Origin of the sequence: Pseudomonas laurylsulfativorans, from assembly GCF_002906155.1 — a bacterium.
GTDB lineage: Bacteria > Pseudomonadota > Gammaproteobacteria > Pseudomonadales > Pseudomonadaceae > Aquipseudomonas > Aquipseudomonas laurylsulfativorans.
The window spans coordinates 276,045-299,127 of record NZ_MUJK01000001.1 but is presented as its reverse complement, the minus strand read 5'-3'; the positions used below and the strand labels follow the sequence as shown (position 1 = coordinate 299,127).

The window sequence follows — 23,083 nt, the reverse complement described above, 5'->3', positions numbered from 1 at the left end:
TGAAGTGGCCGCCAAACCAGTGAAAGCACCCAAAAAAAACCGGGGCTAATGCCCCGGCTGGATGTCTTGCACTATCTCCTGCCCTGTTACCAGAAACGTTGCTGAGTCAAACGGCTCCACCAGCTCAGCAGCACGCGATCGACCGAGCCGCTGGCGGCCATGCCAATGCGCTCCGGCAGGCTTTTGCGTTCGGCGTAGTGCAAGTGATAGAGCTCGGACTGCCTGGCGCGTTCGGCGAGGTATTCATCGCTGGTCTTGAGTTCGTCGACCAGGTGCTTGTCCAGCGCCGCGACGCCGAGCCAGATTTCGCCAGTGGCCACTTCATCGATCGCCAGTTGCGGGCGATAGCGCGACACGAAGTTCTTGAACAGTTGATGGGTGATGTCCAGGTCCTGCTGGAACTTTTCCCGGCCCTTCTCGGTGTTTTCGCCAAACACGGTCAGCGTGCGTTTATATTCACCGGCGGTCAGCACTTCAAAGTCGATGTCGTGCTTTTTCAGCAGGCGATTGACGTTTGGCAACTGCGCCACCACGCCAATCGAGCCGAGGATCGCGAACGGCGCGCTGATGATCTTCTGGCCGATGCACGCCATCATGTAGCCGCCACTGGCCGCGACCTTGTCGATACAAACGGTCAGGGGCACGCCGGCTTCGCGGATACGCGCCAGTTGCGAGGAGGCCAGGCCGTAGCTGTGGACCATGCCGCCGCCGCTTTCCAGGCGCAGCACCACTTCGTCCTTCGGTGTGGCGAGGGTCAGCAAGGCGGTGATTTCGTGGCGCAGGCTTTCGGTAGCCGAAGCCTTGATATCGCCGTTGAAATCCAGCACGAACACCCGGGGTTTGGCCTCGGGTTTTTTCTTCTGTTTCTTGTCGGTTTTAGCCTGGGTCTTGCGCAGGGCCTTGAGCTGATCCTTATCGAGCAAGGTTTGCTCCAGGCGTTCGCGCAGTCCTTTGTAGAAATCATTGAGCTTGCTGACCTGCAACTGGCCGGACGACTTGCGCCGCCCTTTGCTGCGCAGGGCCGCAAAGCTGGCCAGAACCACCAGAATGGCGATCACCAGGGTCACGGTCTTGGCCAGAAAAATGGCGTACTCGGAAAAAAACTCCACAGGGACTCCTCAATCGATGCGCTGCTTAAACGCGCGCGGGATACCACCAGCATACCCATGCGTCGACCTTGCGACCAGCCGTGAAACCTCTGGCAAGAGGCCTGTAACGAACATTTCAAACAAGCGTATGTTTTTTCATTGACAGCACACCGCCATCCTCATAACCTCGCCAAACCTTCAACGTACCGGGAAGACGCGGACGTGGGCAGTATCTATCTGATTCGACATGGCCAGGCCTCCTTCGGTGCAGACGACTATGACGTCCTGTCGCCGACCGGCATTCGTCAGGCTGAAATCCTTGGCCGTCACTTGGCCGAACTGGGGATCAGCTTCGACCGCTGCCTGGCGGGGGACCTGCGCCGCCAGCAGCACACGGCCAACAGCGCGCTGGACCAATTCGCCGCAGTGGGCCTGCCGGTGCCGATCCTGGAAACCGACTCCGCCTTCAACGAATTCGACGCCGATGCGGTGATCCGCGCGCTGTTGCCGGCCCTGCTGCCGGACGAACCCGAAGCGCTGAACATCTTGCGCAACGCCGCGCAAAACCGTGGTGAGTTCCAGCGTATCTTCGCCCTGATCATCGAGCGCTGGCTTGCCGGCACCTATGACACACCGGGCCTGGAAAGCTGGCTGGGCTTTGTCGAGCGGGTGCGGGCCGGCTTGCATCGTATTCTCGACCAGGCCGACAACACCCAGAAAATCGCCGTGTTCACCTCCGGCGGCACCATCACTGCCCTGCTCCACCTGATTACGCAAATGCCTGCCCCGCAGGCCTTTGAATTGAACTGGCAAATCGTCAACACCTCGCTCAACCAGCTTAAGTTTCGTGGTCGCGAGGTGGCCCTGGCTTCCTTCAACGGTCATGCGCATCTGCAACTGTTGAAGGCACCGGAACTCATCACGTTTCGCTGAGTCCGGACTATTGTGACCCTGGCTGTAATCACCCAGCTCTTATTACCCAAGAAAGGATCGAACCATGACCTCCGTAGCAGACGCCGTACAAGCAATGAAAGCCAAGTTCAACCCAGCCGCTGCTGCCGGTCTGGACCTGGTCTTCGGTTTCCGCATCGACGACACCAAGAACTTCTCGCTGATCGTCAAAGACCAGACCTGCGAACTGCAGGAAGGCGAGAACCCGGACGCTCAGGTGACCCTGGTGATGGACGGCGAAACCCTGGAAGGCATCGTCAGCGGCGAAACCGACGGCATGCAAGCGTTCATGGGCGGCAAACTGCGCGCTGAAGGCGACATGATGCTGGCGATGAAACTGTCCGAGCTGTTCCCGTCGTAAGCACCGGGCTCCCGATTTTCGGGGGCGTATCTGCTGCAAACGAATCCCGCCCTTAGTGGCGGGATTCGTCGTTTTTACCTGTCATATACCTCACCACAGGGTATGAGTGGTGCCAGTGAGGCATCCGCTCTTACAATGCCTGAACCTCCCACACCGGCCGCCCCATGGACATCGACCTCGCCCGCACCTTCCTCGAAATCGTTCGTCATGGCAGCCTGGCCGCGGCTGCCGAGAAGCTCCATGTCACCCAGACCGCGATCACCGCGCGGGTGCAGAAACTCGAGAGCCAACTGGGCAGCACCCTGTTCGTACGCAATCGTGCCGGCGCCCGCCTGACACCCAACGGTGAAGCATTCGTGGTGTACGCCAATCAGCTGGTGCAAACCTGGGAAGCCGCGCGACGTGACCTGCCATTACCCGAGGGCTATCGCGATGTGCTGCACATCGGTGGCGAGGTGAGCCTGTGTAACCCGTTGATGCTCGGCTGGGCCGGCGAAATCCGCAAGCACATCCCCAGCCACGCCTTGCGCATGGAAATCCGTGACGGCGAAAACCTGCTGCGCCAACTGGAGTTGGGCGTTCTGGATGCCGCGCTGGTGTATCAACCCGAGTACTGGCCGCGTTTGCAGGTGGAGCAGATTCTCGAAGAAAAACTGATTCTCGTGCGCCTGGCCGGCAGGCCCGATCCTTATGTGTACATCGATTGGGGGGCTGATTTCCGGCGCCAGCACGATGCCGCCCTACCGGAAAAAGCCAAGGCGGCCCTGAGCTTCAACCTTGGCCCGCTGGGCTTGCAGTACCTTCTCGAAAACGGCGGCAGTGGCTACTTCCGCACCCGCGTCGTACAGAGTTATCTCGACAGCGGCACCCTGGAACGGGTGCCCAAGGCTCCCGAATTCAACTACCCGACCTATCTGGTCTATTCGCGCGATCGTGACTCGCCAACACTGCAAAGCGCCTTCGACCTGCTACGTAAAGTCATCGACTCCGACGAAGACTGGTCGCAACGCTGGGACCCGCTCACCTGAGACCGGTTTGCACCGGATCATGGCCGTTGTGTCCTTGAGGTTCACCCCGTCACATCACCGGGATCGGCTAATCTTAAGGAGATAACAAAAACGACAGGTGATTGCAGTGAGGCAGACCACCGAAGGATTCCGCAGCCGCTACCGTGCCGACATTCATCCACTCTACAACCCTTGGCTGCATGGCGCTTTTGTCCTGGTGTTCGGGGTGCTGGCGATCAGCGCGTTCTTGAGCAACCTGCATCAGGTGCGGCCAACGGAATGGCTGGCGGTACCCATCACGCTGCTGTTGTTCAACCTCGGCGTGTATATGGTGCATCGCCATCTGGGGCATCATAAAAAGCGCGTCGCCCGGTTGTTTTATGCCCGTCACGCAGGCGACCACCACAGTTTTTTCACCCCCGGCCACATGACCTACGACAGCGCGCGCGACTGGCGGGTGATTCTCTTTCCGGCGTGGCTGATCGTGCTGCACACCCTTGCTGTCGCCCTGCCCCTCTGGTGGCTGCTCAGGCAATTGAATGCCAACGTCGCCGGACTGGTCGGCGGCATTCTTGTCCTCGGCTACCTCGCTTATGAAGTGTTTCATGCCTGCGAGCATCTGCCGCCGCGCTACGCGGTCACGCGGTTGCCGTGGATCCGCCAGATGCGCCGGCTGCACGAGTTGCACCACCGCCGCGAACTGATGCAGGAGCGTAATTTCAACATCGTTTTCCCGCTGATGGACTACCTGTTCGGCACCCTTTATTGGGAGCCGGAACCTGCGCCGCTCAACCCGACGAGAACGACCATGACCCGCATGCAGCATCAGATTGTCATTGCCGGACACCCGATCAATGTACTTGCCTACGCCAGCACCGTGACCCTTTGGCCGCAATGGCATCCGTCGTCGCTGCATATCGATGGGCCAAAAGGCCCGTTGCATGCCGGTGCACGTTTCGAGGAAGACATCCGCGCCGGCGGCCGCGACGGGCACTTGAGCTGGGAGGTGATGGAGCACCTGCCTGGACGCCGTTGGAGCGCCCGGGCCCAGGGTGATCATGGCCTGTCGCTGGTGGTGACCTATGAATGCGATGCCACAGGCGACAACACACGTTTCGTCCGCACCCTGGAGTATCAATTCAGTGGTCCGGTGATGCGGATCGCCAACCGGTTGCTGCTCAAGCGGCGCATCGATCGGGAATCGGCGGCGTCGATGCTAGCGTTGCGCGATATGGCGCAGAAATACCTGGTGGCGACAGGGGTCAGCGCGTGAGCAGAACCTTCAAATGCCTGTTACTGATCATTGTCGTCATCGGCGCCTTCTTGCTGCTGATGCCGACCAAGGTGCGACCGGTGGCCTGGACGCCACAGCCTGCGCCATCCCTCTCCAGTGGAATCTACGCCGAGAATCAGCGGCTCAAAGACGTGGAGCGCGTCGGTGCCGCCGACATCGACGGGCCGGAAGCCTTGTTGCTGGAAAACGATATGCTCATTACCGGCCTGCACGACGGTCGCCTGATCCGCACCAGCCTGGATGGCAAGACCAGGAAAGTCCTGGCCGATACCGGCGGCCGGCCACTGGGCCTGGCCCGGCATCCCAATGGGCTGCTGGTGATCGCCGATGCGGTCAAAGGCTTGTTGTCGCTCGACGCCCAGGGGCGCCTGGTGGCCCTGACCACGGAGGCCGGTGGCGTGCCCTTCGGTTTTACCGACGATGTGGCCATCGACAAACCGGGTCACTACGCCTATTTCAGCGATGCATCGAGCCGCTTTGGCTATGGCCACGACGGTGAGGCCGTGCTCGAACACGGCGGTGACGGTCGCCTGCTGCGTTACGACTTCCAGACCGGCAAGACATCGGTTGTGCTGGACAAGCTGGAGTTTGCCAACGGCGTGACCCTGGGACCGGACGATGCCTATGTGCTGGTCAATGAAACCGGCGCCTACCGCATCAGTCGCTATTGGCTCAACGGCCCCAAGGCCGGCACCCACGACCTGTTCATCGACAACCTGCCGGGGCTCCCGGACAACCTGTCGTTCAATGGCCACGACCGGTTCTGGGTAGCATTGTATGCCCCGCGAAACGCCTTGCTCGATGGCACCGCAGCGCATCCGTTCGTGCGCAAGATGATCGTGCGGGCCATGACTGTCTTGCCCAAACCCGTGGAAAAGCGCGGGTTTGTCCTGGGCCTGGACCTTGAAGGCAAGGTGATCGCCAACCTGCAGGACGACAGCAACGACAACTACTCACCGATCACCACGGTGCGCGAGTATGGGGACTGGTTGTATTTCGGTTCGTTGAAGGCACAGAACATGGCGCGGTTGCCATTGAGCAAGGCATTGCAATGAGCAGTACGCGTGTCTGAATTCACCGCAAACCCCATGTGGGAGCGAGCTTGCTCGCGATGGCGCCGGGTCAGTCACACATGCATTGCCTCTCAGCCCGCTATCGCGAGCAGGCTCGCTCCCACAGGGACAGCGTTCAGTTCGTCGGAATATTCGGGTTGGGTCATGAGGCACCTCGTTGAGAGCCATAGCATGGGTCTCTGAGCATTCGAGGTGCCGGTTCGGTTTGGTCGTTCCAACTTTTGCGCCACCGATCGTCGGTGGCAGGTTCGGTGAGGCAGGACTACAACCCCAGTTGCTTGACGATCTTGTCCTTGACCTGCAAACGCACCTCCTTGAGCTTCCTTACGGTGTCATCGTTGGATTTGGCCTCCTCTGCCTTCACCACTTCGGCATCCGCCTGGGAATACTTGTTAAGCAGTGAATCCAGTAACGGATCCTTGGTGCGTTTCTGCTGGATTTCTTCCTTTGAGCGTTTCAGATCCTGATAAAGGTCATGGGGCACCGGCATGGAACACCTCCGTTTGTTGATCGGCAGCGAAACGCGATCAATTGCGTTCACCAACTATCAGAATGGCCTTGCTTAGCCGGTTCTGTCGACCACCTGTCAGACCAGCGGTGCCCGTTCGTCGTCCTGTCGCAAATGCGATAAAACCTTTGCCTGCGCCGGCATCTCTAGCGGTTTCAGTCGTTAAGCACTGTGCGCACCATCTTCCTCAGAGCTTCGGGATTGTAGGGCTTGCTCAGCAAGTGGGTGTCGGGGCTGAGCTGGTGATTGCGCGAGATGATGTCGCGGGTATGCCCCGAGGTGAACAGCACAGCCACCGGTGGTTCCTGCACTTTCGCCCAAGCCGCAAGGTCCGAGCTCTTGATCAGGCCTGGCATGACCACGTCGGTGAATATCAAGTCCACTGCCAGCCCTTCCAGCAACATTTGCATGGCGACGTCACCGTTGGTGGCCGTGAGGATCTGATAGCCCTCTTCACGCAACAGTTCCACCACCGACACCCGCACGGCCTCGTTGTCTTCGACTACCAGTATGCGTTCGTGCCCGCCCCGCTGCGACACATCAGGGGCCGGCGTTTCACTGGGAGCCGCGCGCAAGGTGCGCGGGAAGTACAACTGCACCCGAGTCCCCTGCCCGACGTCGCTGGCGATTTCGATATGACCGCCACTCTGTTTGACGAAGCCAAAGACCATGCTCAAGCCCAATCCGGTGCCCTGCCCGTCGGCCTTGGTGGTGAAAAACGGCTCGAACGCCTGGGCCAGCACCTGCGGCGGCATGCCGATGCCGGTATCCGCCACGGACACCCGCACATAGTCCCCGGCGGCAATGCCCTTGCCAGCGCAAAATCTGCGATCGAGGACGATGTTTTCCGCGCAAAGGTCAATCCTGCCCTCGCCTTGAAGGGCGTCACGGGCATTGATCGCCAGATTGAGAATGGCGTTTTCCAGTTGGTTGCGATCGACAAACACACTCCACGAGTCTTCGGGTGCCGTCATGTGTACCTGGAGGGTTTCACCCAAGGCACGCAGCAACAGCTCCGCCAGGCCATCGAATATCTGCCGCAATGTGAAGACCGCGGGCGACAAGGGTTGGCGACGGGCGAAGGCAAGCAATTGCGAGGACAGTTTGGCACCACGCTCCACCGCAGCAATGGACGCCGATACCCGGCGCTGCACATTGGCGTTATCCGGTTCATGGCGCGCGAGCAGGTGCAGGTTGCCGGCGATCACTTGCAACAGGTTGTTGAAGTCATGGGCCACACCGCCAGTGAGGCCGCCGATGGCTTCGAGTTTCTGTGACTGGCGCAGTTGCTCTTCCGCCGCCAGCCGCGCCTCGACCTCATCGGCCACCCGCTGCTCCAGGTTGCGGGTGAACTTGAGCAGGGACTCTTCGGCGGTCTTGCGTTCGTGAATATCGATCAGCACGCCGGGAAAACGGAACGCCTCGCCTTGCTCATCGAACTCGCAACATCCGCTGGCGAGCACCCAGAGGTAACTGCCGTCGGGGCGCCGGACCCGGTACTCAACGTTGTAGGGTTCGCCTGTCTCGACCGACATCGCGACCCGTTCCTGGACCCAGCCACGGTCATCCGGATGGATCCGGCTTTCAGCGATTTCCTGGGACAGGTTTTGCAAATCTTGCCCGGGCGGATAGGAAAATGTGCGGACGAAGCGCTCATCGCCCGACAGCACATTGGTCTTGATGTCCCAGACAAAGGAACCGAGCAAGGCACCGGCGTTCAGCGCCAGACGCACCCGTTCGTTGTCGGCGCGGTAGGCGTCTTCGGCCGCCTGTCGCCGGCGTTCGGATATCACCCGCTCCGTCGTTTCCACCACCATGGCCATGACCCCGGCCGGGCGCCCGTCGTCGTCGGCCACAGGGCTGTAATAGAGGTCGAGCCAGACATCCTCGGGAACGCCGTCGCGCAGCAATACCAGGACTTTATTGCGATAGGACAAGGTGCCGCCCGCCAGGCAGGTATCCACCACGTTACGATTGAATTCGGCGACTTCGGGCCAGCCCAACTCCACAGCAGAGCCGAGCAGATAGGGATGACGCCCACCGGCAAACTTCGAGTAGGCGTCGTTGTAGATCATGTACCCGGACTGGCCCCAGAGCATCACCATCGGCAACGGCGAGGCGAGCATCAACTGCACAGCACTGCTCAGGCTTTTCGACCATGTGTCGAGTGGGCCAAGTTCGGTCAGGCTCCAGTCGAACGCACGAATGCGCCCGGCCATTTCGCCGCTCCACCCGGCACACCCGTGGCTATCCGCTAAAAACTGCATCGGCTGGCTCTATCCCGGTAAATTGCACCCGTTTGTTTCGAGCATTTCGGACGCGATTCGTTTCATAGAGGTATAGCTGATTCTTGCGGGCCACTGGAGATCCCAAGTAGGAGCGGGCTTGCCCGCGAAGGTGTCGGCACACCAAAAGAATATGGCGCCAGGAACACCGCTATCGCGGGAAAGCCCGCGCCTACAGTTTGATCTCAGTGGCCATGAAACTGTGGTTTACACCTCAATCAAGTGCTTGAGCGGGTTGTAACTGCTTTTCAGGGTCGCGGCGACATCCAGAATAGCCTTCTCGATACCATTCAAGTGCATGCAGGTCAGCTCGATGGCCGCGCTCTGGTTGCCCGCCTCGATGTATTCGATCAGCCGCAGGTGTTCATCGTCGCGACAGGCTTCATGGCTGTCGTCATCCAGCGCGGCGGCATACAGCGACGCCCGGGAAATCAGTTTCTGGAACCAGTCGAGCAGTACCGGGTTGTTCAGGCTGCGGGCCAGTTTGATGTGGAACTCGCCGAGCAGGTGAATCAGCCGTTCGTGGTCGCCGCTTTGATGCGCTTCATCTTCGAGCAGCAAATGATCACGCAGGTCCTGGGTTACCGCCGTATCGCGACGGCGGCACAGTTCACTGACGATACCGATCTCGACCAGACGCCGGGTTTCGAACAGCGAGCGGATCTCCTCGTCACTGGGCAAGGACACCGACGCACCTTTATTGGGCTCGGTAGTGACCAGTCCGTCGGCTTCCAATTGCTTGAGCGCAGCCCGTACAGATGTGCGGCTGACATTGAACAGCTCGGCCAAAGAAGCTTCGCCGAGCTTCATTCCCGGACGCAACGAACGCTTGCTGATCGCCTCGTAAACCCCTTGGTAGACGCGGTCGACCGTGGTTTCCAGTTTCTTTTCCGTCATTCATCAACTCCTGGCGCCCTGCGCAAACAGCCCTGGCAAATGAACAGCCATTGAAAAAGGGGCTTGCACGGGCAGATTAATCCGGGTATTTCTAAATTGCATCCAGATTTTGCATACAATAATTAGAGGAATGCACCATTATGGGTCATCCAGTTGCAATTGAAGTGCGAAACGTTTCAAAACGATATTCCGACGATCCAGGCTTGGCTCCCGCTCTGGACAACGTCTCGGTCGACATTGCCGACAACGAATTCTTCACCCTCCTCGGCCCTTCCGGCTGTGGCAAGACCACCCTGCTGCGCACCATCGCCGGCTTCGAGCACGTCAGCGAGGGTGAGATCCGCCTGGCGGGCGAGCCGGTCAACGATTTGCCGCCGTTCAAGCGTCGGGTCAATACGGTGTTCCAGAGTTACGCGCTGTTTCCGCACATGAGTGTTGCGCAGAATATCGCCTTCGGCCTCGAGATGCAGGGCCTTGATCGCAAACTGATCCCCCAGCGCGTCAATGAGATGCTCGCACTGGTGCAAATGCAGCACCTGGCCAAGCGCAAACCGGCTGAACTGTCCGGCGGCCAACAGCAGCGGGTGGCTCTGGCCCGGGCCCTGGCGCCGAAACCCAAAGTATTGTTGCTGGACGAACCGTTGTCGGCCCTGGACCTCAAGCTGCGCAAGGAAATGCAGGTCGAACTCAAGCGCGTGCAGAAAGAAGCCGGGATCACCTTCATTTTCGTCACCCACGACCAAGAAGAAGCGCTGACCCTTTCTGATCGCATCGCCGTGATGTCCGCCGGCAAGATCCTGCAAATCGGCACGCCCAACGAGATCTACGAGCGGCCGCAACACCAGTTCGTCGCGCAATTCATCGGCGACATCAATTTCCTCCCCGGCCACCTCAAGCGCGGCCAGCAGAACGAAAAGCTTTTCGTGCCCAACGGCATGCCCGTGGAAATCCCCTGCCCGGCCCAAGGCTTTGACGGCAGCAAGGTACAACTGGCGTTCCGCCCGGAGCGCTCGCAACTGGTCGAGCCGACACAGCCACATCATCTTCGCGGTGTGATCGAAGCCGTGCTGTATGTCGGCACGGCCACGCTCTACCAATGCCGCCTGAACAACGACATCAAGGTCATGCTGCGCGAGAACAACGAAGGCCTCAACCACGGCCGGGTGGTGGGTGATCGCGTCGCGGTCCACCTGCCGCCCCACGCCTGCCTGTTGATGGAGGCCTGAGATGAGCGTCAGCAGCACTTCCCCAGCCCTCAACCGCGCGCTGTTGCTCAGCCCGGTGGTTCTGACCCTGCTGGCCCTGATCGCCATTCCGCTGGGCATCATGGGCTACATCAGCCTGTTGCCTCGCAACGTGTATGGCGGCGTCGACTGGCAGGCCAACTGGCAATTGCAAAGCTATGTGCAACTGTTTTTCCAGGAAGGCTTCGACGGTGAACTGGAGCTGAACTGGGTCTACGCCCAAGCGTTGTTGCGCTCGGTGTTCCAGGCTGGCGGCACCACAGTCCTGTGTTTCCTGTTCGGTTTCCCGGTGGCGTTGTGGATGTCGAGCCTTACACCGCGCCGGCGCAACCTGATGGTGTTGCTGATCACCATCCCGTTCTGGACCAACCTGCTGATCCGCAACTACGCGTGGCTGATCATCCTGCGCGAGCACGGCTGGGTCGCCCAGAGCCTCAATGCGCTGTTCCCCCAGGCCGGTGGCATCACCCTGCTCTACAACGACTTCGCGGTCAGCGTCGGGCTGGTCTACAGCTTTCTGCCGTTCATGATCCTGCCGATCTACTCGACCCTGGAAAAACTCGACTGGCGTCTGGTTGAGGCGGCCTACGACCTGGGCGCCAACCGCTGGCACGCGTTGCGCCGGATCATCCTGCCGCTGTCGATGCCGGGGGTGATTGCCGGTGCATTGCTGGTGTTCGTGCCGAGCCTGGGTGCCTTCATTACCCCGGCGATCCTCGGCGGCGGCAAGACGCTGATGATCGGCAACCTGATCCAGCAGCAATTCGGCACCGCGCGCAACTGGCCGCTGGGCAGTTCGCTGTCGTTCCTGTTGCTGGGGATCATGTTGCTGTCCCTGGTGCTTTACGCCCTCTATAGCCGCAAAGCCGCCAAGACCCAACGCCCAGGAGCCCAAGCATGATTGCCCTGCACCTGAAGAAACTGCCGCTGACCCGTGAAGTCAGCCTGTTGATCCTGGCCTATCTGTACCTGCCGATCTTCGTGCTGATCGCCTACAGCTTCAACGCCAACCGCTCGGCGACGGTGTGGACCGAATTTTCGTTCGCCTGGTACGGGCGAATCCTGGCCAACCCGTCGATCCAGACCGCCGCGCTGAACTCGATCATCGTCGCCAGCATCGCCACAGTCTGCGCCACGGCGATTGCCCTGCTCGCGGCGCTGGCGACTTACCGGCCGTTCTACGGACAGAAAATGGTCGAGGGCGGGATCAACCTGCCGCTGATCCTGCCGGAGATCGTCACGGCCGTGGCCACCCTGCTGCTGTTCATGGCGCTGGGGATCAAGCTCGGTCTGCTGACCGTGATCGTCGCCCACATCGGTTTCTGCATTCCTTTTGCCTACCTGCCGATTCGTGCGCGGCTCAACGACCTGGACAAGAGCCTGCTGGAAGCGGCGAACGACCTGTACGCCAACCCGTGGCAGGTGTTTCGCCGGGTGACCTTGCCGCTGTTGTGGCCGGCGGTGCTGTCCGGCTCGGTGCTGGCATTCGTGGTCAGCCTCGACGATTTCATCATGACTTTCTTCGTCGCAGGTCCTGGTTCGACCACCCTGCCGGTGTACATCTTCTCGGCGATCAAGGCCGGCGTTACGCCGGAGATCAACGCGATTTCAACGCTGATGCTGGTGATTTCCATCGTGCTGGTGGTGCTGGCCTTCTGGCTGGGACAGCGCGGCAAACAACAATGAGCCTGGAGACTTCTTTTATGAGCAATAAAGTGAAAAGCATGCGTTTCCGCGTTGCCGGTCTGGCCTTGAGTTGCTTCACCGCACTCACTGCGTTCGGCGCCCAGGCCGCCGAGCCCAAGGAGCTGTTCTTCTACAACTGGACCGACTACTACCCGGTCGAGCTGCTGGCCAAGTTCGAAAAGGAGACCGGGATCAAGGTCACCATGGACGGCTACGACAGCAACGAAACCCTGCTGGCCAAGCTGCAGGCCGGCGGCGCCGCGTATGACGTGATCGTGCCGTCGCAATCGATCATGCGCACCCTGATCAACCAGGACCTGCTGCTGGAAATCGACGCCTCGGCCCTGCCCAACTTCCAGTACGTCAAACCGGCGTTCCGCGACCCGAGCTTCGACCCCGGCCGCAAGTTCTCGGCGCCGTACCTGTGGGGCACCACCGGATTCTCCTATGACAGCGCGCGAGTGCCCGGCGGCAAACTGGATGACTCGTGGAAAGAGTTCTTCGAGCCACGCAAAGAGCTGCAAGGCCAACTCGCCGCCCTCGACACCTCCAGCAGCGTGATCAACGCCGCCAGCCATTACCTGAATGTCGACGAATGCAGCGAAAACCCGCAGGACGCCAAGCGCATTCTCGAACTGCTGCAAAAACAGAAACCCTTCCTGAAGATGTACAGCTCGGACAACACCGTCGACCGCATGGCCTCCGGTGAAGTGATCATGATGCAGAACTGGAACGGTTCTACAGCGCGAGCCACCTTGCAGAAGAGCACCATCAAATACGTGTATCCGAAGGAAGGCCTGGCGATGTTCCAGGACAACTTCGCCGTACCGAAAAGCGCGCCACACCCCGGCAACGCGAAGATCTTCATCGACTGGATGATGAAACCGGAAAACGCCGCCGCCGTGTCCAACGCCATCGCCTACGACAACGGCATCCAGAGCGACAAGCTGATCGACGCCAAATGGCGGGTGATGGACGCCATCAACATGCCCGACGAGTTCGCCTCGCGCCTGCGCCCGGAAAAGGAATGCAGCAACAAGGCGCGCGAACTGCAGGACCGGATCTGGGCCAAGCTCAAGGGCTGATTGCCTGACTTGAAACCGTGTCGCGGCCTTCGCGAGCAGGCTCGCTCCCACAGGGGTTTTGTGAACGCCGAAGATCCACTGTGGGAGCGAGCCTGCTCGCGAAGAGGCCCTCCCACACAACATTGAATTTGAGGTTTGTATGACCCAACCCCGCTGGCTGCGCAACGTGCGCCCCTACGGCGCCCCCGCCGAGGACCTGCTGATCGAAAACGGCCGGTTCAGCCAACGCCGCCCGGCTTCGGCCACCGAACTGCTCGCCACCGACATCGACGGCCAGAACCAACTGCTTACCCCCGCCCTGGTGGAAAGCCACGTCCACTTGGACAAAACCCTCTGGGGCCAGCCCTGGCGCCCCAACAGCGCCGGCCCGACTCTCAAGGACTACATTGCCAACGAACGGCGCATCCTGCGTGAAGTCACCACGCCGATTGCACAACGCGCCGGCGCCCTGCTGGAAAACTGCATCGCCCGTGGCTCGCTGACCATGCGTTGCCACGTCGACATCGACCCGGAGTTCGGCCTGCGCCATGTCGAGGCCATGCAGCAACTGCGTGAACACTACCGCGACCTGATCGACCTGCAACTGGTGGTGTTCCCCCAGACCGGCCTGATCAGCCGCCCCGGCACCGCCGAACTGATGCGCGAAGCCATGGCCCTGGGCGTGGAGAACGTCGGCGGACTGGACCCGTGCGGCATCGACAATGACCCGATTGCGCAACTGGATTTCGTGTTCAAACTGGCCAGCGAATTCGACCGAGGCGTCGATATTCACCTGCACGACAAGGGTGAGCTGGGTCTTTGGCAGATCGCGCTGATCGCCGACTACACCGAGCGCTTTGGACGTCAGGGCCGGGTGATGATCAGCCACGCCTACTGCCTCGGCATGCTGCCGTGGAGCCAGGTCAAACCGGTCGCCGAACGTCTGGCGGCTCTGGGTATCTCGTTAATGAGTTCGGCACCGGCCGATTGCGCGGTGCCGCCGTTCCTGGCCCTGCGCGAAACCGGCGTGAATGTGTGCCTGGGCTCAGACGGCATTCGTGATGCCTGGTCGCCCATGGGCAACGGCGACATGCTGGAACGGGCGATGCTGCTGGCGTTCCGCTTCGACCTGAGCAAGGACGAAGAACTGGTGGCGGCATTCGAAGCCGCGACCGTCAACGGCGCCCAGGCGCTGGGTTGCCAAGCCAATCACCTGGAAATCGGTCAATCTGCGGACTTCCTGCTGATGCCAGTGCAAACCTTGGGTGAGGCTGTCGTTTCGCGGCCGCAGCGTCAGGTCTATCGCGCGGGCCAACTGATCGCTGCGGGTGGTCGTCTGCTGGACAGCCGCCTGTGAAGCGCATTGGCTTGCGAGCCAGTTGCGTGGTCGGCTTCGACGGCAAGCAGCATGTGCTGTGGCGCGACGGCGAAGTGGTGTTCGCAGGCCCGCGCATTGAGTTTGTCGGGCGTGGTTATCCGGGCCCGGTAGATCAGTGGATTGATTACGGCAATGCGCTGATCGGCCCCGGCTTCATCGATCTGGATGCCCTTGGCGATCTCGACTCCACGGTGCTGACCCTGGACAACGGCGACGAGCGTGACATGGGCCGGATGTGGTCGGCGCAGTATCTGGCGCGTGGATCGCGGGAAAGCTACAACCCCGAAGAAGAAGTCTTCAAGTACCGCTACGCCTTCACCCAACTGATCCGCAACGGCACCACCACGGCCATGCCGATCACCTCGATGTACTACCGCGAGTGGGCCGAGACCTACGACGAATTTGCGGCAGTCGCCGGTGTGGCGGCCGAGTTGGGACTGCGCACTTACCTCGGCCCCTGCTACATGAGTGGCATGAGTTACTGGCGCGCCGATGGCACCCTGGCGCACCACTGGGACGAAACCCGGGGCATGGCCGGACTCGATGCCGCCGAACGGTTTTTCCACGATTTCGACGGTGCGAACAACGGCCTGATTCGCGGTGCGCTGCTGCCCGATCGCATCCAGACCTGCACGCCGGCGCTGCTGCAACGCACCGCCGCGCTGAGTCGGGCACTGAACGCGCCGATGCGCTTGCATTGCTGCCAGGGCCTGGGTGAAGTGGCGATGGTCGAGCAACTGCGTGGCACCTCGCCACTGGGCTGGTTGCAGCTGCTTGGGCTTTTGACCCCGCGCAGCCTGTTGCCCCATGGCATTTACACCCGCGGCGATGACGACCTGCAACGCGTGGTCGATGGCGGCGCCAGCCTGGTGCATTGCCCGGTGGTGTTTGCCAGGGACGGCGAGGCGCTGAACTCGTTTGGACGCTATCGGGCCAAGGGCATCAACTTCGCCCTGGGCACCGACACCTGGCCGGCGGATTTGCTGGACAACATGCGCCAAGGGTTGAACATCGCTCGCCTTATGGAGGGCGGTAACGATCTGACCAGCACGCTGGACCTGTACAACGCCGCGACCCTCGGCGGTGCCAAGGCACTGGGCCGCGACGATCTCGGCCGGCTGGCACCAGGGTGCAAGGCCGACATCACCGTGTTCAACCTGCGGGGGATGCACCTGGGGCCGCTATTCGATCCGCTGAAGAATCTCGTTCTGGCCGGTCGCGGTGACGACTGCATCGCCAGCTACATCGATGGCCGCTGCGTGATGCAGGACGGCCAGGTCGAAGGCGTTGACTACACCGCCCTGCAACGCCAGGCCCAACGCCAATTCGAAAAACTGATGCGCAGCCACAGCGACCGGGCCTTTGGCCGGCCGGACTGGAAAAGCCTGTTCCAGCCAGCCATCCCATTCGCCGACGACTACAGCTCACAGGCGCCACTGAGCGCGATTGATCCCCTTCTTTAGAGGACTCTGCCCATGCACAGCTTCGACTTCAGCACACTGAGCCCACGGGACAAATACAAGATTCTGATCGGCAGCGTCGTGCCACGGCCGATTGCCCTGGTCACCACCGTCGACGGCGAAGGCCGGGTCAACGCGGCACCATTCAGCTTTTTCAATGCACTGTCGGCCGATCCGCCCATCCTCGCCCTGGGCGTGGAAAACTACGGTGACCTGAGCCCCAAGGACACCACCCGCAACATTCAGCTCAATCAGGAATTCACCGTGAACATCGTCAGCGATGCCCTGGTGGAAGCCATGAACGTCTGCGCCGTGCCCTTCGCGCCCGGTTTCGATGAACTGACCGCCGCTGGCCTCACCGCCATCCCCGGCACCACGGTCAAATGCCCGCGCATCGGCGAAGCCCCGGTGGCGCTGGAGTGTCGACGGATGATGGCCCTGTCCATCGGCCAATCCCGGGAGATCATCTTTGGTGAAGTGCTGATGGCTCATGTGCGGGACGAATTGATCGACCCGAAAACCCTGTACATCGATCAGTTGGGTCTGGATGCGATCGGGCGCATGGGCGGGCATGGTTATGCGCGCACACGGGACTACTTCGATTTGCCGACCCGTTCGTTGCAAGCCTGGACGGAAGCGCCGGGGGCTGGGGAGCGGTTTTGGCCACTAGCCAAGTAGCACGCAATGACACACCCCTGTAGGAGCGGCTTTTGTGGCGAGGGGGCTTGCCCCCGTTCGGCGGCGAAGCCGTCGTAAAATCGGTGAATGCAGTGTGTCTGAAATTATTGCGGTGAATGGTTTGGGGGCTGCTCCGCAGCCCAACGGGGGCAAGCCCCCTCGCCACAAAAGCTTTCACCGTGGATCAGTGAAAATCCCGGCTACGCACCGTGATCCCATCGAGCAATGAACTCAGGTCACTCAAGCGCCCGGCAATCAGATGCCGGACCTCACCCTCCTTCTCCCAGCGCCCATCGACCTTGAGCAACTGCGAGCCGACCAGCACCTTGCGCTGTCGCTCGGCAAGGTCACGCCACACCACCACGTTGACGTTGCCGAACTCGTCCTCAAGGGTGACGAACGTCACACCGCTGGCAGTGGCCGGGCGTTGTCGGCCGGTGACCAGCCCGGCAACGCTGACCGGTCGACCGTGCTCGACGACCAGCAACTCCTTCGAACTGCGGCAGCGCCGCGCCTTCAACTCATTGCGCAACAGGGCCAACGGATGCGGCCCGAGGGTGGTGCCGACACTGGCGTAATCGGCTTGCAGGTCCTCGCCCACGGTGGGCTTGGGCAACGCCACCGCGTCCTCTTCCTGGCTCGGCAGGCCGGCAAACAGACCCAACTGCTTTTGTACCCCAGCCACTTCCCAGCGCGCCCGATGCCGGTCGCCGGCCAGGCCTCGTAACGCACCGGCATCGGCCAGTTGCTCCTGGGCACGGGCATCAAGCCGTGCCCGTTCGCCAAGGTCAGCGATGTCGGCAAACGCGCCTTTGGAACGGGCCACCTCGATGCGTCGGGCATCGTCCTCGCGAAAGCCCTTGATCATGCGCAGCCCCAAGCGAATCGCCGGTTGCTCCCCGGCAGTCTGCTCCAGGCTGCAATCCCAGTCACTGGCGCGCACGTCCACCGGGCGAACCTGCAAATGATGACGCCGAACGTCCTGCAGAATCTGGTCCGGGCTGTAGAACCCCATCGGCCAACTGTTGATCAGCGCACAGGCGAAGGCCGCCGGTTCATGGCATTTCAACCAGCAACTGGCGTAGGTCAACAAGGCGAAACTGGCCGCGTGGGACTCGGGGAAGCCGTAGCTGCCAAAGCCCTTGATCTGTTCGAAGATCTGCGCGGCGAACTCGGCGGTGTAGCCGTTTTTCTTCATCCCGGCAGCCAACCGTTCCTTGTGCGGTTCGAGCCCGCCGTGGCGTTTCCACGCGGCCATGGAGCGGCGTAGCTGGTCGGCCTCGCCGGGGCTGTAGTCGGCGGCGACGATGGCGATCTGCATCACCTGTTCCTGAAACAGCGGCACGCCAAGGGTGCGCTTGAGCACCACTTCCAGTTCCGGCGACGGATACACCTCCGGTTCTTCCTTGTTCCGTCGCCGCAGGTACGGGTGCACCATGCCGCCCTGGATCGGCCCCGGTCGAACGATGGCGACCTCGATCACCAGATCGTAAAACGTCTTCGGCCTGAGCCTCGGCAGCATCGACATCTGCGCCCGGGATTCGATCTGGAACACGCCGATAGTGTCGGCCCGACCGATCATTTCGTAGGTGGCCGCATCTTCGGACGGGATGGTCGCCAGACTCAAGTCCAGCCCCCGGTGCCGGCGCAGCAGATCGAAACATCGGCGAATCGCGCTGAGCATGCCCAACGCCAGGATATCGACCTTGAGCAGGCCCACTGCGTCGAGGTCATCCTTGTCCCACTGGATGATGGTGCGCTCGGCCATGGCGGCATTTTCCACCGGTACCAGACTGTCCAGCGGCTGCTCGGAAATCACGAAACCGCCGGGGTGCTGCGACAAATGCCGGGGGAAGCCGATCAACTGCCCCGTCAGGCTCAGCACCCGGTGCAGCACCGGGCTCTGCGGGTCAAAACCACCTTCACGCAGGCGCTCAACGGGGGGCGTTTCATCGCTCCAGTGACCGCAACAATCGGCCAGGGCGTTGATCTGGTCCGGCGGCAAGCCCAGAGCCTTGGCCACATCCCGTACCGCACCGGCGGCGTGATAAGTGCTGACCACCGCCGTCAATGCAGCCCGGGCCCGACCATAACGCTGGAACACGTACTGCAAGACTTCTTCGCGGCGTTCATGCTCGAAATCGACGTCGATGTCCGGCGGCTCGTTGCGTTCCTTGGACAGAAAGCGCTCGAACAGCAACGTGGTGCGATCCGGATCGATTTCAGTGATCCCCAGGGCGAAGCACACGGCCGAGTTGGCGGCAGAACCACGCCCCTGACAAAGAATCTGTTGTTGGCGGGCAAAGCGGACGATGTCGTGGACCGTCAGGAAATAACTTTCATAGCCCAGCTCCGCGATCAGTTGCAGCTCCTTGTCGATCTGCACCAGCACTTCGCTTTTCAGCCCTTTTGGCCAGCGCCACTCGATGCCTTCCTCGGTCAAATGACGCAGCCACGAGGTGGCCGAGTGCCCTTGCGGCACCAGTTCACGGGGATATTGATAACGCAAGTGGCCAAGATCAAAGGTGCAACGCCGGGCGATGTTCAGCGTTTCTGCCAGCAAGGCTGGCGGATAAAGCGCCTGCAGCACGTCGAGGCTGCGCAGGTGGCGTTCTCCGTTGGGGTGCAGGCGCAACCCGGCATCGGCCACCGGCAGGTGATGACGGATCGCGGTCATGGTGTCCTGCAAGGCGCGCCGGCCGCGGGCGTGCATGTGCACATCACCACTGGCCACGGCTGCAATGCGCAATTCCCTGGCCAGTGTCAGCAGGTCGTCCAGGCGCCGGGCATCGTCCTGACCGCGATGCAACTGCACCGCCAGCCACAGGCGCTCGGCGAAGACCTGCTTGAGCCAGCGGCCCTGTTCAAAGGCATCGACAGCGTCCGGTACCCACAACGCCAGCAACCCCGGCAAGGGTTCGCTGAAATCTTCGCGCAGCACCTGATACTGGCCTTTCTGCGTGCGGCGCCGGGCGCGGGTGATCAATCGGCACAGCGCCTGATAGCCCTCGAGGCTCTCCACCAGCAGCACCAGTTTCGGACCGTTCTCGATGCGCACTTCGCTGCCGATGATCAGCGGCAACGCCACGGACTTCGCCGCTTGCCAGGCGCGCACGATGCCCGCCAGGGTGCATTCGTCGGTGATCGCCAGGGCGTGATAACCCTGCTTTTTCGCGCGCTGGAACAGTTCGAGGGCACTGGAGGCACCGCGCTGGAAGCTGAAGTTCGACAGGCAGTGCAATTCGGCATAGTCGATGCTCATGCGAACCAACCCTGCAACCACAACGGGCCGTCCTCACCGACCGCCCGGTAGGCCCAACCCTGTTGACCGGCACGGGTTTCGATCAGGTAATAGTCACGGCGTACGTCGTCACCGTCCCACCAACCGGACTCGATGCGTTCCGGCCCCATGAGGATCCGCGCCGAGCCCTGATGCACGGCCAGCGGTTCAGTCAGCAGCCAGCCCGGCCGCTTCACCGCGGCTGGCACCGCGCAAGGCTGGCTGTCGGCACGGGCCTGCCACGCGCACTCGGGGCGGTGATCGGCCTGGAAGCGCAAGCCATGCACCGCGTCATCCCCCAGCCGTGCACGCAGGCGCTCGCGCAGTTGCTCCCAGGGCAAGGACTGCTGCGGGCGATCGTCGAACAGCTCCTGATGTTGGGGTACGAAGGTCGGCAGGTCTTCGGCACACAGACGAAAACCGCGCACCGGTGCCTCGACCTGGACTTGCTCCAGCCGCCCCCGGGCCAGTTCGAAGAGCATCGCCGGATCGCGCTCGGCGCTGAGCAGGCCCACCTTGATGAGCGTATCCGGCAACCCGGCGTGTTCCAGATGCAGGTCGAAACGCTGAACGCCGCTGTCGCGACCGCAGAGGAACGCCGACAGGTCGCCGGTCAATCGACGCAACGGGAACAGCAAGGCCTGATGGGACTGCACATCGAAATTGAGCTCGATGCGTACATCGAAGCGGTCCGGCGGCAGGTAGAACGCCAGCGCCAGCCGTCGCACACCGAACAGGGCATCCAGATGCTTGAGCACCTGGGCCTCGAAACGCCGGGCCAGGCTCTGCCGGGGCAACGCCTGCACCTGGCTCAAGGTGCGCAAGCCCATGCGCGACAAGGCCGTGGCGACCGATGCTTCGAGGCCGATCCGGTCAACCGGCATTTGCCCCAGGTGATGCTGCAAGGCTTGATCATCCGGCACCACCAGACCGTCATAGGCATTGGCCAACACCCGCGCCGCCACTGGGTTGGGCGCAGCCACGATGCGGTGCCGAAACCCCAGCTCGCCGAGCTCACGACGCAAAAGCGCTTCGAATTGCGGCCAGGCGCCAAACAGGCCGAGGCTGGATTCGATCTCGAACACCACGGCCCGGGGGTAATGCACGCTGACCTGGGAACTGAAGCGATAGGCCCAGGCGGCGAGAAACTGCTGCCAGTGTTCGATGTCAGCGGCGTCGTATTCAGCCGTGGCAAAGCCTTTGCTCAAGGCCTGTGCCGCACTCATAGACTGGCCGGGACGCAACCCCAGCGCCCGCGCCGCGTCGTTAACCGCCTGCAGCACCCGGCGCTGGGCCGGACCGGTCAACAACGCCAGGGGTTCATCGGGATCGACGCGCTGACGCAGTACCGCGTCCAGCGCCAATTGCGGGAAAACAATGCAGACCCAGCGCATGGCAACCTCAATGCCCCACGGCGAAGGCGATCGGCGCCGAACGGGCCAGGCCGCCGCGGCACTTGAGCACCCGCAGTTGTGCCGGTTGGGCATCGATGGCGATGCGCAGGGCCGCTGGCGAAGGGTTGATCGCCTCACTGAGAGGACGGTAGGCGAAGGCCAGGGTCTGGCCGGTTTCCGCCGCCACCTGCAAGCGGCGCAAGGCGCGGTCATCGGCCTTGTGCGGCCAGCACAGCACCGCACCGCAACTGCCCGAACGCAGGCATTGTTCGGCGGCCCACAGCGCATCGCGCTCGCTGGCCCGGATGATCGACAACTGACGCAGATCGACCCCGGCGCCCTGCCATGCGTGGGGATACGGCACATAAGGCGGCGCCACCAGCACGATGCGCTCGCCCACCGCCGACAGTCGTGCCAGTGTCGGCCACACCAGTTGCAACTCGCCCACGCCCTGCCCGGCCAACAGGATTTCCGTCAGCGCCGCCTCCGGCCAGCCACCGCTGGGCAATGCGGCGTCCAGCGCGGCATGCCCAGTGGGTTGCGGGCTGGCAGCCGGTGGCGCAGGCCGGCCCTTCCAGACCTGGCCGCCATTGAACAGCGTATCCAGCGCAACGACGGCACCCATCAGCCTTGCCTCACCAGGCCACAGAACACGCCTTCGATGGCCAGGTCCTGATCGGCGTTCACAATGATCGGCTGGTAGGCCGGGTTGCGTGGCAGCAGGCGAACCACATCGCCGACCCGCTCGAAACGCTTGATGGTGACTTCGCCGTCGAGCCGCGCCACGACGATCTGGCCATTAACAGCCTCGGGGCTGCGGTGCACGCCCACCAGATCGCCGTCGAGAATGCCGTCCCCGATCATCGAATCACCCCGGACCCGCAACATGTAGTCCGGCACCCGCGAGAAGATCGACGGATCGAGCAGCAAACGGCTATGGACTTGCGCATCCACACCGATCGGCGCACCGGCCGCCACCCGGCCAAGCACCGGGATGTCCAGCAACTCCGGACGCGGCGGCTGCCCGAGCAAGCGAATGCCACGGGCCTGATGGGGATTGACCTCGATGAAACCGGCTTCGGTCAGCGCCAGCACATGCTTGCGCGCCACACTGCGAGAGGCGAAACCAAACGCCTCGCTGATTTCAGCGAGGCTCGGAGGCTGACCGTGCTCGGCGATGCGATCGCGGATGAAGGTCAGGATGGCGGTACGGCGGGGAGTCAGAGTCGTCATGGAGTACATTTGTACTCTTTTGGCTTTTTTCTGGCAAGGACCGTGTAGGAGCAGCCGGTCGACGCTCGATTGCTCGCGATGAGGCCAGCACAGTCAACATCGATGTTGAATGTCAGTCCGTCGTCTCAGTCCACATGGTTGTTGAATGACCCACCGCTTTCGCGAGCAAGCCCGCTCCCACAGGAGATTTCAGTGACTCAAA

20 protein-coding genes are annotated in these 23,083 nt (G+C 61.8%); 12 read left to right on the top strand and 8 right to left on the bottom strand.

Going from position 1 to position 23,083, the window contains the following annotated elements; all coding sequences use genetic code 11:
• Positions 1-86 precede the first annotated feature (86 nt).
• Positions 87-1,109: a protease SohB gene (gene sohB / locus B0D71_RS01365; protein ID WP_103393132.1), complete on the bottom strand. Its 1,023-nt coding sequence runs from the start codon at positions 1,107-1,109 to the stop codon at positions 87-89.
• Positions 1,110-1,310: 201 nt separating this feature from the next.
• Here sohB and B0D71_RS01360 point away from each other — a divergent pair, with 201 nt between their 5' ends.
• The 5 genes from B0D71_RS01360 (at position 1,311) to B0D71_RS01340 (ending at position 5,756) form a co-directional block, all read left to right on the top strand.
• On the top strand, positions 1,311-2,021 hold the full coding sequence (locus tag B0D71_RS01360; RefSeq protein WP_103393131.1) for a histidine phosphatase family protein: 711 nt from the start codon (positions 1,311-1,313) through the stop codon (positions 2,019-2,021).
• A gap of 64 nt (positions 2,022-2,085) precedes the next feature.
• Positions 2,086-2,400, top strand: a complete 315-nt coding sequence (locus tag B0D71_RS01355; protein ID WP_007987439.1) for an SCP2 sterol-binding domain-containing protein — start codon at positions 2,086-2,088, stop codon at positions 2,398-2,400.
• 164 nt (positions 2,401-2,564) lie between these two features.
• Positions 2,565-3,428, top strand: coding sequence for a LysR family transcriptional regulator (locus tag B0D71_RS01350; RefSeq protein ID WP_103393130.1), 864 nt, complete (start codon positions 2,565-2,567; stop codon positions 3,426-3,428).
• A gap of 106 nt (positions 3,429-3,534) precedes the next feature.
• Entirely contained in the window at positions 3,535-4,680 is a 1,146-nt protein-coding gene (locus B0D71_RS01345; RefSeq protein ID WP_103393993.1) for a sterol desaturase/SRPBCC family protein, read from the top strand.
• Positions 4,677-5,756, top strand: a complete 1,080-nt coding sequence (locus B0D71_RS01340) for an SMP-30/gluconolactonase/LRE family protein (protein WP_103393129.1) — start codon at positions 4,677-4,679, stop codon at positions 5,754-5,756. Before B0D71_RS01345 ends, B0D71_RS01340 begins: the two co-directional genes overlap by 4 nt.
• A gap of 280 nt (positions 5,757-6,036) precedes the next feature.
• Here B0D71_RS01340 and B0D71_RS01335 read toward each other — a convergent pair whose 3' ends face one another.
• From B0D71_RS01335 to B0D71_RS01325, 3 genes are all read right to left on the bottom strand, one after another.
• The gene (locus B0D71_RS01335) at positions 6,037-6,264 is read right to left on the bottom strand and encodes a DUF465 domain-containing protein (RefSeq protein WP_103393128.1); all 228 of its coding nucleotides are present in this window, start codon (positions 6,262-6,264) and stop codon (positions 6,037-6,039) included.
• A 173-nt stretch (positions 6,265-6,437) separates the two neighbouring features.
• Positions 6,438-8,549 (bottom strand): hybrid sensor histidine kinase/response regulator, encoded by a 2,112-nt coding sequence (locus B0D71_RS01330; RefSeq protein WP_103393127.1) that lies wholly within the window; start codon positions 8,547-8,549, stop codon positions 6,438-6,440.
• 225 nt (positions 8,550-8,774) lie between these two features.
• On the bottom strand, positions 8,775-9,464 hold the full coding sequence (locus tag B0D71_RS01325; protein WP_007973313.1) for a GntR family transcriptional regulator: 690 nt from the start codon (positions 9,462-9,464) through the stop codon (positions 8,775-8,777).
• A gap of 140 nt (positions 9,465-9,604) precedes the next feature.
• Here B0D71_RS01325 and B0D71_RS01320 point away from each other — a divergent pair, with 140 nt between their 5' ends.
• From B0D71_RS01320 to B0D71_RS01290, 7 genes are all read left to right on the top strand, one after another.
• Complete coding sequence (locus B0D71_RS01320) at positions 9,605-10,690, top strand: ABC transporter ATP-binding protein (protein ID WP_103393126.1); 1,086 nt, start codon at positions 9,605-9,607, stop codon at positions 10,688-10,690.
• A 1-nt stretch (position 10,691) separates the two neighbouring features.
• On the top strand, positions 10,692-11,609 hold the full coding sequence (locus B0D71_RS01315; protein ID WP_103393125.1) for an ABC transporter permease: 918 nt from the start codon (positions 10,692-10,694) through the stop codon (positions 11,607-11,609).
• A complete protein-coding gene (locus tag B0D71_RS01310) occupies positions 11,606-12,394 on the top strand; it encodes an ABC transporter permease (RefSeq protein ID WP_103393124.1) in 789 nt (262 codons plus the stop codon). Before B0D71_RS01315 ends, B0D71_RS01310 begins: the two co-directional genes overlap by 4 nt.
• 17 nt (positions 12,395-12,411) lie before the next feature.
• Positions 12,412-13,479 (top strand): extracellular solute-binding protein, encoded by a 1,068-nt coding sequence (locus B0D71_RS01305; RefSeq protein WP_103393123.1) that lies wholly within the window; start codon positions 12,412-12,414, stop codon positions 13,477-13,479.
• Positions 13,480-13,618: 139 nt separating this feature from the next.
• Positions 13,619-14,815: an amidohydrolase family protein gene (locus B0D71_RS01300; protein WP_103393122.1), complete on the top strand. Its 1,197-nt coding sequence runs from the start codon at positions 13,619-13,621 to the stop codon at positions 14,813-14,815.
• Complete coding sequence (locus B0D71_RS01295) at positions 14,812-16,299, top strand: amidohydrolase family protein (RefSeq protein ID WP_103393121.1); 1,488 nt, start codon at positions 14,812-14,814, stop codon at positions 16,297-16,299. The genes B0D71_RS01300 and B0D71_RS01295 overlap by 4 nt, the downstream gene beginning before the upstream one ends.
• 12 nt (positions 16,300-16,311) lie before the next feature.
• Positions 16,312-16,974 (top strand): flavin reductase family protein, encoded by a 663-nt coding sequence (locus B0D71_RS01290; RefSeq protein ID WP_103393120.1) that lies wholly within the window; start codon positions 16,312-16,314, stop codon positions 16,972-16,974.
• A gap of 184 nt (positions 16,975-17,158) precedes the next feature.
• Here the strand turns inward: B0D71_RS01290 and B0D71_RS01280 are convergent, their stop codons facing one another.
• The 4 genes from B0D71_RS01280 to lexA are packed head-to-tail and all read right to left on the bottom strand — an operon-like array spanning position 17,159 to position 22,890.
• Positions 17,159-20,257, bottom strand: coding sequence for an error-prone DNA polymerase (locus B0D71_RS01280; RefSeq protein ID WP_205885956.1), 3,099 nt, complete (start codon positions 20,255-20,257; stop codon positions 17,159-17,161).
• The gene (locus B0D71_RS01275) at positions 20,233-21,648 is read right to left on the bottom strand and encodes a Y-family DNA polymerase (RefSeq protein WP_103393118.1); all 1,416 of its coding nucleotides are present in this window, start codon (positions 21,646-21,648) and stop codon (positions 20,233-20,235) included. Before B0D71_RS01275 ends, B0D71_RS01280 begins: the two co-directional genes overlap by 25 nt.
• Before the next feature lie 7 nt (positions 21,649-21,655).
• On the bottom strand, positions 21,656-22,273 hold the full coding sequence (imuA, locus tag B0D71_RS01270; protein WP_103393117.1) for a translesion DNA synthesis-associated protein ImuA: 618 nt from the start codon (positions 22,271-22,273) through the stop codon (positions 21,656-21,658).
• Positions 22,273-22,890: a transcriptional repressor LexA gene (gene lexA, locus B0D71_RS01265; RefSeq protein ID WP_103393116.1), complete on the bottom strand. Its 618-nt coding sequence runs from the start codon at positions 22,888-22,890 to the stop codon at positions 22,273-22,275. The genes imuA and lexA overlap by 1 nt, the downstream gene beginning before the upstream one ends.
• Positions 22,891-23,083: the final 193 nt, after the last annotated feature.